The 12,608-nt window shown below is 74.3% G+C and carries 4 protein-coding genes (1 of these 4 cut by a window edge); all 4 read left to right on the top strand.

Features of this window, described 5'->3' with window-relative positions; genetic code table 11:
* Tightly spaced (each overlapping or abutting the next), the 4 genes in view from ACWEF2_RS00525 to ACWEF2_RS00510 form a layout consistent with a single transcriptional unit that may run on beyond the window.
* Positions 1 to 8,030 carry the 3' portion of an amino acid adenylation domain-containing protein gene (locus ACWEF2_RS00525; RefSeq protein WP_453810856.1) on the top strand. 145 nt of this gene lie to the left of the window's left edge, so only the last 8,030 of its 8,175 coding nucleotides appear in the window; its start codon lies beyond the left edge, outside the window; the stop codon is at positions 8,028 to 8,030.
* Positions 8,023 to 9,843 carry a condensation domain-containing protein gene (locus tag ACWEF2_RS00520; protein WP_453810855.1) on the top strand — a complete coding sequence of 607 codons (1,821 nt, stop codon included), beginning with the start codon at positions 8,023 to 8,025 and terminating at the stop codon, positions 9,841 to 9,843. Before ACWEF2_RS00525 ends, ACWEF2_RS00520 begins: the two co-directional genes overlap by 8 nt.
* Positions 9,843 to 10,835, top strand: coding sequence for an NAD-dependent epimerase/dehydratase family protein (locus ACWEF2_RS00515; RefSeq protein ID WP_453811076.1), 993 nt, complete (start codon positions 9,843 to 9,845; stop codon positions 10,833 to 10,835). Before ACWEF2_RS00520 ends, ACWEF2_RS00515 begins: the two co-directional genes overlap by 1 nt.
* The gene (locus tag ACWEF2_RS00510; RefSeq protein WP_453810854.1) at positions 10,828 to 12,606 is read left to right on the top strand and encodes an aspartyl/asparaginyl beta-hydroxylase domain-containing protein; all 1,779 of its coding nucleotides are present in this window, start codon (positions 10,828 to 10,830) and stop codon (positions 12,604 to 12,606) included. The genes ACWEF2_RS00515 and ACWEF2_RS00510 overlap by 8 nt, the downstream gene beginning before the upstream one ends.
* The last annotated feature ends 2 nt before the right edge of the window (positions 12,607 to 12,608 follow it).

Raw genomic sequence — 12,608 nt, 5'->3', positions numbered from 1 at the left:
TCCGGGCCCGCGCGATCGCCGCCGCCCTGACGGAGCGCGGGCTGGCCGGCGAACGCGTCCTGATCGCCTACCCGTCGGGTGCCGCCTACGTCCAGGCGATCCTCGGCTGCCTGTACGCGGGGGCGGTCGCGGTCCCGTGCGACGCCCCCGAGCGCGCGGCCGGCGTGGAACGGCTGACGGCCGTCGCCGAGGACGCCGACCCCGCCCTCACCCTGGCCGCCGCCGACGGGCCCCTGACGGGCCGGACGGCGCTGCTCGACGTCGACGCGGTGCCCGACGAGGCGGCCGAGCGCTGGAGCGCGCCCGCGCTCAACCCCGGCACCCCGGCCTTCCTGCAGTACACCTCGGGCTCCACCCGCGCCCCGCGCGGCGTCGTGGTCAGCCACGCCAACCTCCTGAGCAACGAGAAGGCCATCGAACGGGCCTGCGGGCACAGCCGCGACTCCACCTTCGTGGGATGGCTTCCGCTCTTCCACGACATGGGCCTGGTGGCCAACGTGTTGCAGCCGCTGTTCCTCGGCTCCCGGTCGGTGCTCATGCCGCCGGCCGCCTTCCTGCGCCACCCGGTCCGCTGGCTGCGCGCGATCAGCAGGTACCGCGCGCACACCAGCGGCGGGCCGAACTTCGGCTATGAGCTGTGTGTGGAACGCGTCCGTCCCGAGGATCGTGCCGGCCTTGACCTCTCCTCGTGGCTCGTGGCCTACAACGGCGCGGAACCGGTGCGGGCGGCCACCATGCGGCGGTTCACCCGGGCCTTCGCGGAGCACGGTTTCGCGTCCACCTCCCATTTTCCCTGCTACGGCCTGGCCGAGGCCACCCTCCTGGTGGCCGCCACCCCGAAGGGCGAGCCGCCGGCCGTGCTGACCGCCGACCGGCCGGAGCTGCGGCGGGGACGGGTGCGACCGGCGGCGGAGTCCGCGCCGGGTACGGAACTGGTGAGCTGCGGGCAGGTCGCGCTGGACACCAGGGTCCGCATCGTCGATCCGGAGACCGCGCGGCCGGTGGCCGACGGTCACGTGGGGGAGGTGTGGGTCGGCGGTCCCGGGGTGTCGGGCGGCTACTGGCGCGACCCGGACGGGTCCGCCGCGGTGATGCGCGCGCGGCTCGACGGCGAGGGCCCCTACCTGCGGACCGGGGACCTCGGATGCCTGCTGGACGGCCGGCTCTACCTCACCGGACGGCGCAAGGACCTGCTCGTGGTCCGAGGGCAGAACCACTACCCGCACGACCTGGAGTGGACCGCCGAGCAGGCCCACCCGGCGCTCCGGCCGAGCTGTGGAGCCGCCTTCGCCGTCGACGACGGCGACCGGGAACGGCTGGTGCTCTGCTACGAGCTGCGCGGACCGGCACCGGATCTCACCGCCGTGGCCGAGGCGGTGCGCCGGGAGATCTCCCGGCGCCACGGGCTTGAGCCGCATGAGCTTGTCTTCGTGGAACGCGGCGGGATCCCCAAGACCACGAGTGGGAAGGTGCGCCGGCAGACGTGCCGCCAGTCCTATGCGGACGGACGACTGCCGGTCACCGGGACGGTGACGCTCACCGGCGGGGCGGGCCGCTCCGCCACGGTCGCGCTGCCGTCACCGGCGGCCCTGGCGGAGCTGGAGCCGCCGGGCCGCGTGTCGGCCCTGGCGGCCGCGCTGCGCGACGCCGTGGTCGCCCGCGTCGGGGTCACGGGTGAGCGGCCACCTCCGCTCGGCGGGCCGCTCTCCGCGCTCGGCGCGGACTCCCTGACGCTGATGGAGCTGGGCCACCGCGTCGAGGCGCGCTACGGCGTCACCCTCGGCCCCGCCGTTCTGCTGGGGGACACCGACGTCCGCGAGGTGGCGCGACGGATCCTTTCGGCCGCACAGGGCGCTGCGGGGCGCGCCGGGCCGGCGCGGCCGGCGGCCGGGCCGGAGTGGCTTCCGCTCACCGGCGGCCAGCGCGCGTTGTGGTTCGAACAGCAGCTGGCCCCGGAATCCGCCGCCTACCACCTCGCCCGGGCCATGCGGATCGAGGGACGGCTGGACGCCGGCGCGCTCGTCCGCGCCTTCGACCGCCTCGTCCACCGGCATCCGGCGCTGCGGACGCGGTTCGCGCTCCGGGACGGCGAGCCCCTCTGCCGGGCCGATCCCGACGGGCGGCGCCTGGTCGTCACCGACGCTCCAGCGATCGGGGACGCGGAGCAGGCCGACCACCTCACCGCACTGGCCGACCGGCCGTTCGACCTGCTGGCCGGGCCGCCGGTGCGCGCCGTGCTGCTGCGCCACGGCGCCGAACGGCACGTCCTGCTCCTGGTGGTGCACCACCTCCTCGCCGACTTCTGGTCGTTCGTCGTCGTGATGCGCGAGCTGACCGCGTTGTACGGTGAGGAGACGACCGGAGTCGCCGCCGGCCTCCCGCCGCCGGGCGCCGAGCACGCCGACCTCGTCCGCGCCGAGCGGCGGCTCGCGGGCACACCCGGGGAAGACCGGATGATCCGGTTCTGGCGGGACAGCCTCGACGGAGTCCCGGCCGCGCTCGATCTCCCGGCGGACCGGCCGGGACCGGCGCATCGCACCTTCGACGGCGCCACCCACACGTTCCGCCTGCCCGCGGCGCTGACCGGTGGGCTGCGAGATCTCGCCCGCGCCGAACGATGCACGCTCTTCACCGTCCTGCTGACCGGCTACCAGCTCCTGCTGCACCGTTACAGCGCCCAGCGAGACCTCGTGGTGGGCACACCGCTGGCCCGCCGGGACCGGGCGGACCTGGCCAACCTGGTCGGCTACCTGGTGAACCCGCTGCCGATCCGGTCCCTGCTCGACGACGCCGAACCGTTCCGGGCCCTGCTGCACAGGACCCGCCGGCGGGTGCTCGACGCCGTCGGTCACGGGGAGATCCCCTTCGACCGGTTGATCGGCGAGCTGGCCCCGGCCCGCCTCGCCGACCGCCCTCCCCTGGTGCAGAGCCTCTTCGTGATGCACCGCGAATACGGGCCCGCCGACGACGGCCTCCGCGCGCTCGCGCTCGGCGTGCCCGGGCGCCTGGCGTTCGGGGACCTGTCCCTGGAGGCGGTGCCGATCCGGCGGCGCTGGTCGCAGCTGGACCTCACGCTGTCCACGGCGGAGGTCGGCGACGAGCTGGCCGGCGTCTGGGAGTACCGCACCGGCCTGTTCACGGAGGCGGCCGTCACCGCGATGACCGGCCACTTCGCCCGGCTGCTGGAGACGGCCGTCGCCGACCCCGGCCGTCCGGCCGGTGACATCGACCTGCTGACCCCGAAGGAGCGGCGTCATGTCCGCCGGGCGGCTGCGGGACCGCGCCGGCCGCGTCCGGCCCGGGCCTCCCTGCACCGCCTCGTGGCACAGGTCGCGCGTGATCGTCCCGACGCGGTCGCGGTGATCGCCGACAACGCGGACGGACGGACGAGCCTGCTCAGTTACGGCGCCCTGCAGCGTGCCGCGACCCGGATCGCCGCCCGGCTGGCGGGCCGGGGCGCAGGCCCCGCGGATCCGGTGGCCCTGCTGCTGGAACGGGGCGCCGCCCTTCCGCTCGGTTATCTCGCGGTGCTGAACGCGGGCGCCGCGGTCCTTCCGCTCAACCCGGACGACCCCGACCGGCGCCTGGCCGCCGTGCTCGCGGACAGCGGCGCCCGGACCGTGCTCACGCAGCGTCCGCTGCTCGGCCGCGCGGGCCGGCTCGGCGTGACCGCGCTGGCCGTGGAGGACCTGCTGTCGGCCCCCGGCCGCACTCGCGACGTTCACCCGGAGCAGGCCGCCTATCTCCTCTACACCTCCGGCTCGACGGGGACCCCGAAGGGTGTCCTGGTGCCGCAGCGCGGCATCGTCAACCGGATTCTGTGGATGCAGGAGGAATACCGGCTCATGCCGGGGGAACGGGTCCTGCACAAGACGCCGGTCACCTTCGACGTGTCACTGTGGGAACTGTTCTGGCCCCTGGCGGCCGGTGGCTGCCTGGTGATCGCGCGCCCCGGGGGGCACCGCGACCCCGCGTACCTCCACACGCTCATCGCACGCCACCAGGTGTCCACCGCCCACTTCGTGCCGTCGATGCTGGCGCCGTTCCTCGCCGAGCGGTCGCGCGGTCGCGCGTTGCCGTCCCTCCGCCGCGTGGTGTGCAGCGGTGAGGTGCTCCCTCCCGAACTGTGCAGGCGGTTCGCCGCACTGTTCGACGCCGAGCTGCACAACCTCTACGGGCCGACGGAGGCGTCCGTGGACGTGACCGCGTGGCACTGTGCCGCGACGGAATCCGGGACCGTGCCCATCGGCCGCCCCATCGCGAACACGACCTGCGTGGTGCTCGGCGAACGCGGGCGGGTGCTGCCGAGCCAGCTCGTGGGCGAGCTCCACGCCGGTGGGTCCGGCCTGGCCCTCGGCTATCTGAACCGGCCCGGGCCGACCGCCGCGAACTTCGTGCCGGACCCGGAGGGAACGGGGGACCGGCTCTACCGCACCGGGGACCTGGCCCGCCGCCGTCCGGACGGGGTGCTGGAGTACCGGGGCCGCCGGGACGACCAGGTCAAGATCGCCGGGAACCGGGTCGAACCGGGCGAGGTGGCGGAGGCGCTGCGCCGCCAGCCCGAGGTCGCCGACGCCGCGGTGGTGGCCCGGGACCAGCGCCTCCACGGCTACGTCGTGACGGACCGGCCGGTGTCGGCGGAGGCGCTGCGCGCCAGGCTCCGGGAACTGCTGCCCGGCTTCATGGTCCCTTCCGGCATCGTTCTTCTCGACCGGCTCCCGCTGACCGGCAGCGGCAAGCTCGACACACGCGCCCTGCCCGTACCGCCCGCCGAGCGCGGGGGCGACGCCGAACCACCCCACGGCGATACGGAGCACCGCCTGGCCGCGATCTGGCGGGAGCACCTCGGGCTGCCCGCGGCCGGCGTCACCGACGACTACTTCACGCTGGGCGGTGACTCCATCCGCGCCATCCGCGTGGTCACCGCGGCCCGGGACGCGGGACTGGAACTGACCGTCACCGACCTGCTCCGGCATCGGACCATCCGCGATCTCGCCCGCCACCTCGACCAGGGCCCCGGCCCCCGGCCGGGCGCGGCGGACACACGGGACGTGGTTCAGCCGTTCGAGCTCTGCCCGGCGGCCGCCGGGCGGGCCGGGATCGAGGACGCCTACCCGGTCTCGACGGCCCAGCGGGCGCTGCTGTTCCACCAGGAGAACACCCCGTCGTACGAGGTCTACGTCACCAGCCTCACCGTGCACGGGGCACTCGACGGAGAGCGGCTCGCCGAGGCCGTCGCCGGAGTGATGCGCCGTCACGCCTACCTGCGCTCGTTCTTCGACCTGACCGGCTACGACGAGCCGATGCAGCTCGTACGGGCCGACGTCCCCACGCCGCTGCGGATCGTCGACCTCCGCGCGATGCCGGACGACCGGCGGCGGGAGGTGTTCCAGCGCTGGCTCCACACCGAGCGCGGGCGCCGTTTCGACGTCGGCCTCGGGCCGCTGGTGCGGTTCACCGCCCACGACGCCGGCGAGGGGTTCCGGCTTACGGTCGGCAGCTTCGGGCTCGACGGCTGGTGCGTGGCGATCGTGCTCACCGAGCTGTTGCAGCGCTACCGAGCCCCCGGCGGCGACGCCCGGGGGGACGGCGGGACGCCGCACGTCGGGTACGCCGACTTCGTGGCGCTGGAACGCCGGGCGATGGCCTCCGACGAGCACCGGAGGTTCTGGGCGGCCGAACTGGCCGGGGCGGACAGGTGCGCACTGCCACGCTGGCCGGGCTTTCCCCGCGAGCGCGCCGAGGCCGGCCGTCAGCGCCGGCGTGTCGTGGAGGTGGACACCGGCGTGCACACCGGGCTCACCGAGCTGGCCGCGTCGCTGGGGGTCGGGCTGAAGCACGTCCTGCTCGGTGTCCACCTGCGCGTGGTGCGGACGCTGACCGGGCGGGCGGACACCGTCACGGGCCTGGAATGCCACGGCCGGCCGGAGCGGCGGGACGGAGACCGCGCCGTCGGGGTGTTCAACAACATCGTTCCGCTGCGGGCGGACCTGGACGGCCTGCCCAGCTGGGCGGCGCTGGCCCGCGCGGCATACGCCGCCGAGGTCCGCCTCTCGCCGTTCCGCCGCTACCCACTCGCCCGGCTCCACCGCGAGCACGGCGCCGGCCGGCTCTTCGACACCCTGTTCGTGTTCACCCACTTCCACCTCTACCAGGAGCTGGCCGGGCTGGGGGTGTCCGACCTCCAGGCTCCCGACCAGACCTACATACCGCTCACCGCGCACTTCAACCTGGACGCCTGGACCGGCCGGTTGCGCCTGCTGCTGGACTTCGATCCGGCGGAACTGGCCGAGGAGCAGGTCGAGCTCGCCGCCGGCTGCTACTCGCGCGCGCTGGCGGCGTGCGCGGCCGATCCGCACCGCCGTCCCGCCGCGACGCCGTTGCCCGCCCTCACCGCCCTCACCGGCCACGCCGACGGCGGTCCCGGCCACGACCGGCCCGAGACCGTCTCCGACCTCGTTCACCAGGTGGTCCGCCACATGCCGGATCACCTGGCGGTGGCCGAGGGCGACCGGCAGCTGAGCTACGCGGGGCTGTGGGGTCGCTCCGGGGCGCTGGCGGCCGTACTTCAGGCCGCCCGGGCCGGACCGGAGTCGGTGGTCGGGTTGCTCGCGCCACGCCGGCTCGACACCGTCGTGGCGCTGCTGGCGATCCTGCGGGCCGGTGCCGCCTACCTGCCGCTGGACCCCGGCCTCCCGCCGCGCCGGCTGCGCCGGCTACTCGTCGAGTCCGGCGCGTCCGTACTGGTGCTGCCGCCCGCCGTCGCCGAGCCGGAGTGGGCGCGCGGGCTCACCGTCGTCCGCGCCGACGCGAGCGCGGGGACACGGCCGCACGGGGTCGCCGCGCACCGGGACTCTCTGGCCTGCGTCATGCCGACCTCGGGGTCCACGGGGGCGCCGAAGCTCGTCGGGGTGCCGCACCGGGGGCTGGTCAACTACCTGCGCTGGTCCGTGGACCACTACGGGATCACCGCGCAGACCCTGGCGCCGGTGGCCTCCTCGCTCGCCTTCGATCTCACGGTGACCGCGTTGATCTCCCCGCTCGCGGGCGGAGGCGCCGTGGACCTGCTACCCGCCGAGGAACCCACGGCCCTCGGCGACGCCCTCGCGCGGGGGCGCCACACCCTGGTGAAGCTCACCCCGGCCCACCTGGCCGCCGTGGCCGAGCAACTCGCCCCGTACGGTGGCCGGTCCGGCCTCCGGACAGTGGTCGTCGGTGGCGAGCAACTGCACGCGAGCCATGTCCGCGCGTTGCGGGCGGTCGCCCCGGACGCGGCCGTGGTGAACGAGTACGGCCCGACGGAAACCGTCGTGGGCTGCTGCGCGCACAGCGTCACCACCGTCCCGGGAGAAGGGCCGATCCCCATCGGCCGCGCGATCGCGGGCGCCGCCGTCCGAGTGGTCGATGACGGCGCGGAGGCGCCGCCCGGGGTCCTCGGTGAGCTGTACGTGAGCGGATTCGGGGTCACACGCGGCTACCTGGGCCGTCCGGCCGACACCGCCGCCGCGTTCCGGCCGGACCCGCACACGTACGGCGGGCGGCGGTACCGGACCGGAGACCGTGCGCGCCGTCTCCCCGGCGGCGACCTGATGTTCGCCGGCCGGGCGGACCGCCAGGTGAAGATCCGCGGACACCGGGCCGAGCTCGGCGAGGTGGAGCATGTGCTCGCCGCGCATCCGGCCGTGCGCCAGGCCGCGGCGGAGGCGCACCCCCTGCCGGGCGGGCGGCTCCGGCTGACCGTCTACTGGGTGGCCGCGGGCGGGCAGGCCGCCACCGCGGCCGACCTCACCGCGTGGCTGGCCCGCAGGCTGCCCGGCCACCTCGTCCCGGACGCGCTGGTGCGGCTGCCCGGCCTGCCCATGACGGCCAACGGCAAGGTCGACCGCGCCCGGCTGCCGGACGGCGCGACCCGGCTGGCCGTGGTCCTGGACCGGATCGAGGATCTGTCCGATGCCGAGGTGGCGCGGCTGCTGGAGCGGGCTCGCTCCGCCGCCGGCCCGCCCATGACCGAGGGAGGCCCCCGTGGCTGACGAGCGAGCCGAGGACCGCATCGGCCGGCTTTCCGCCGCCCGCCGGGAGCTGTTGTCGTTGTGGCTGGCGGAGGAGTGGCCGGACACCCCCGCCAGCGTGCCGTACGCCGCGCCGGACACGGCGCGGGAGCACGTGCTCGCGCGGCTGTGGCAGGACGTGCTGGAAGTCGGGCGGGTCGGCGTCGACGACGACTACTTCGCGCTCGGCGGGGACTCCATCCACGCGATCGTGATCGTGGCGCGGGCGCGGGAGGCCGGGCTGCACCTCTCGGCCCAGGACCTGTTCGAGCAGCGGACGGTCCGTGCGATCGCCCGGCTGGCCGTGCCCGTCGAGGAGACGTCCCGGCACGCCGGCGAGGTGACCGACGAGTCGGAGCTTCCGCTGGGGCCGATGCAGCAGGGAATGCTCTACCACTCCGTCGGCGGCAGCTCGCCGGGGGCCTACGTGGTCCAGGTGACCTGCCGGCTGGCCGGCGAGCTCGACCGGGACGCGTTCCGCGCGGCGTGGCAGGAGGTGACGACGGCCACCCCCGCGCTGCGGACCTGCTTCCGGTTCGCTCAGGGCAACCGGCCACAGCAGGTCGTCCGGCGGGCCGCGGTGGTGCCGGTCGAGTTCGCCGACTGGAGGTCCGTGCCGGCGGAGGAGCGGGCGACCCGGCTGGCACGTCACCTGGAGGCCGACCGCGTCCGGGGGTTCACGCTCTCCGAGGCACCGCTGCTCCGGCTCGCGGTGTTCCAGGAGACCGACGACAGCCATCGGTGCGTGTGGACGCACCACCATCTGGTGCTCGACGGCTGGTCGCAGCAGCTCGTGCTGCGCGACGTACTCGACTGCTACCACGCGCTGCTCCGCGGCGAGCGGCCGGACGTGCCGGTAAGGCCGTCGTTCCCCGGCTACCTGGAGTGGATCTCCGGCCGGGATTCGGCCGCCGACGAGAGGTACTGGCGGCGGCGGCTCACCGGTCTCGGCGTCCCCACCCGGATCGCCGGTCCCGGCTGCGTCGACGGCCGGGCGGTCGCGGCGCGCCGCCGGGAGACGACGCTGCGGATACCCGCCTCGACCACGGAGCGGCTGGGCGCGTTCTGCCGGGAGCAGGGGCTCACGCTGGGCACGGTGCTCATCGGCGGCTGGGGACTGCTGCTGGCCGCCCACCACGCCGTCGAGGACGTGGTGTTCGGTGTCACCGTGTCCGGACGGCCGGCGGAACTGCCCGGCGCGACTCAGATGGTCGGCCTGTTCATCAACACCCTGCCGCTGCGCCTGCGCTGCCCCGGAGACACCCGGCTGCTGCGATGGCTGGGGGAGACCCAGCACGCCATGACCGAGCTCCGGGAGCACCAGCACCTCCCGCTGAGCCATATCGAGCGCGGTGCCGGTCGAGGGCGGGCCGGCGGCCTTTTCGACAGCATCGTCGTGGTCGAGAACTTCCCGGCCCGGGTCGGCGACGGCTACGGCTCGCCACAGCTGAGCATCGCCGAACCGGTGGTCCTCATCGACGAGGGCTACCCCCTGGTCCTGGAGATCACGCCGGGACCGGCTGTGCTGCTCAGGGCCCGCCACGACCCGAACCGGCTGGACCACGTCCGGGTGCGGGCGGCCTTGGCGGCGATCGAGACCTATGCCGAGGCCCTGCCGACCGGCCCGGAGGACACGCTCACCGAGGTGCTGGAACGGATGGCCGAACGGTCGCGGCGGCACGTCGACGAGGGGCGCAGGGCCGGCCGGGAACGCGGGGAACAGCGGCTGCGCGCCACACGGCGGAAACGGGCGACCCCGCTGGAGACCGAGGCGCCGCAGGGAGGGGATCGGTGATGCGGACCGTGGTCACCGGGGCCGGCGGGTTCATCGGCTCCCACCTGGTGCGCCTGCTCAGGCGCCGGGGATGTCACGTGCGCGGGGTGGACGTGCGCCCCCCCGAGTTCGCCGAGTCCCAGGCCGACGAGTTCGTGCTGTCGGACCTGCGCGATCCGGCCGCCGCCGAATCCGCGGTCTCCCGCGCCGACCTGGTGTTCGCCCTGGCGGCGAACATGGGCGGTATCGGGTGGACGCACGCCGCGCCCGCCGAGATCCTGCGGGACAACCTGCTGATCTCCACGAACACGGTGGAGGCGTGCCGGCGCGCCGGGGTGGGGACGACGGTGTACACGTCCTCGGCGTGCGTGTATCCCGGTTATCTGCAGCGGAGTCCGGACGACCCGCCCTTGCGGGAGGACCGGGTGTTCCCGGCTGAACCCGACATGGAGTACGGCTGGGAGAAGCTGACCACGGAGATCCTCTGCGCCAGCTACCGCAAGGTCTACGGAATGGACATCAAGATCGCCCGCCTGCACGCGATCTACGGGCCGTGGGGGGGTTACGAGGGGCTGCGCGCCAAGTCACTGGCCATGCTCTGCGGCAAGGTCGCCCGCATTCCGGGCAAGGTCGGCGAAATCGAAGTGTGGGGGGACGGCACCCAGAGCCGCTCCTACTGCTACGTCGACGACTGCGTCGAGGGACTCTGGCGGCTCGCCCGGTCCGACGCGGACACTCCGCTCAACCTCGGCTCGGAGGAACGGGTCACCATCGGCGAACTTGTGGACCGCATCGCCGCGGTGGCGGGGAAAACCGTGATCCCGCGTTACGCGGCGGACAGACCGGTCGGCCCACGCGGCCGGAGCTCGGACAACACGTTGTGCCGGCGGACGCTGGGCTGGGCGCCGGGCACGCTCCTGGACGAGGGCCTGCGCCGCACCTACGCGTGGATCGAGCAGCGGGCGGCCGCGCACGTTCCGGAGACCGGCCTCCCGAGGAGTGCCGATGGCTGATCGACGGCTGGTGAGTGCGGCGGGGGACCTGGCGAGGCTGCTTCTCGGCCACGTCTCCCGCTACCGCGACGGCGAGCTCCAGGACGTGGCCACCAGGGCGTTGCGGGACGACACCGAGGACCGCGGCTGGGTGGTCCGCGCGGTCAACACGAGCCTGCGGGTCCGGCAGCGGCTCGACTACACGCTGCGGCTGGAGCCGCGCCGAGTGCTCTCCAGCCTCCGATATCCCTTCCGCAGCCACGCGATCAGCGGTGAGCCACCGCGATCACTCTCCCTGCTCTGCCCCACCCGCGGCCGGGTGCGGAACGTGCGGGACTTCCTCAACAGCGTGCGGCGCACCGCGGTCGCCCCCGGACGGATCGAGGCGCTGTTCTACGTGGACACCGACGACCCGGACCTCAAGGAGTACCGGGACCTCTTCGGGCGCGCGCGGTGGCTGTTCGGGGAGATCGGCTCCTGCGAGCTGCACGTGGGAGAGCCGATCGGCGTACCGGCGGCGTGGAACCGGCTGGCGGAGGCGGCGACCGGCGACCTGCTGCTGATGGCCAACGACGACCAGCTCTACGTCGACCACGGCTGGGACGTGGCCGTGGACTCCCGCGTGGGCGAGCTGACGCGGCTGTACCCCGACGGCGTGCTGTGCCTGTACTTCGACGCCGGACAGTACCCCGAGGGCGGCTGTGACTTCCCCATCCTGAGCCGCACGTGGTACGAGACGGTCGGCTACTTCACGCCGACGATCTTCCAGCAGTGGGAGGTCGAGCGATGGTTGTTCGACATCGCCGACCGGCTGGGCCGGCTCTACCCGGTCCCCGGCGTCCTGGTCGAACACCGCCACTACCAGGACTACAAGGCACCGTTCGACGCCACCTACCAGCGGCACCGGACGACACGGGAGAAGTCCTTCGCCGACCACGCCCTGTTCCTGCGGACCCAGAAACTGCGTGACGCCGAGGTCCGCAAACTGCGGGCCGTCATCGACCGCGGCGCCCCCCGGCCATCGGGGCCGAAGGCCGACCCCGGGTTACCCGCCGGCGTGCGGCCGGCGGTCCGGCGGCACTACGCGGAACTCATCGACGACCTGCACGCCGCCGGACTGGCCGGACAGGCCCTCGCCTCCGCCGAACTGGCGGTACGGCAGGGCGTCTGGGCGCACCCGTTGCAGCGTCCGGTCGACTACCGGCCCGACCTGCCGCTGCGCGAGGAGTACGACCCCGCGGCCTTCTGGTTCAGCGCCTACCTCACCGAGAACCACGCCAAGCTCCTGGCGGAGCTGGACCGGTTCCTGGACGCCGACCGGCTCCGGGACGACGCCGCGCCGAGCCACGACTGGGACCGGCTCCCGCTCTTCACCGACGGCGCGTGGACCCCGGAGGCGGACCGGTCGTTCCCGGTCACCGTCAGCGTGCTGTCGGCGATCCCCGAGGCCACGCTCCCACCGCACAGCACGGTGGAGCTCGGCCTGCTCCGGTCGCACACCAGGGTTCCGGCACGGTGTGGCCGGAGCAACGCGGCCCTGCGCGTCGAGTTCGGCCTCCTGATCGGAGAGGGTGCCGGAGCCCGGCTCGGGGACAGAAGGGTCGCCTGGCCGCGGGGAGGCTGCCTGGTCTTCGATGACGGCCTGGAACGCGAGGCGTGGAACGACGGCGTGCCGCCGCATGTCGTGCTCTCCTTCCACATCCCGCATCCGGATCTCGACCCCGCGGTACGGCCGCCGGACGGAGCGTCCACTTCGGACAGCGGTCCGGCACTGCCCGGGCGGGGGGCGTAGCG

Source organism: Streptosporangium sp. NPDC004631 (assembly GCF_053601935.1).
The sequence above is the reverse complement of the archived record's forward strand: the minus strand, read 5'-3'. Positions and strand labels throughout refer to the sequence as shown.

Bases quoted from the DNA above. Each gene is read 5' to 3' on its own strand.
- ACWEF2_RS00515 (WP_453811076.1), top strand. From the start codon at position 9,843: ATGCGGACCGTGGTCACCGGGGCCGGCGGGTTCATCGGCTCCCACCTG.
- ACWEF2_RS00510 (WP_453810854.1), top strand. From the start codon at position 10,828: ATGGCTGATCGACGGCTGGTGAGTGCGGCGGGGGACCTGGCGAGGCTG.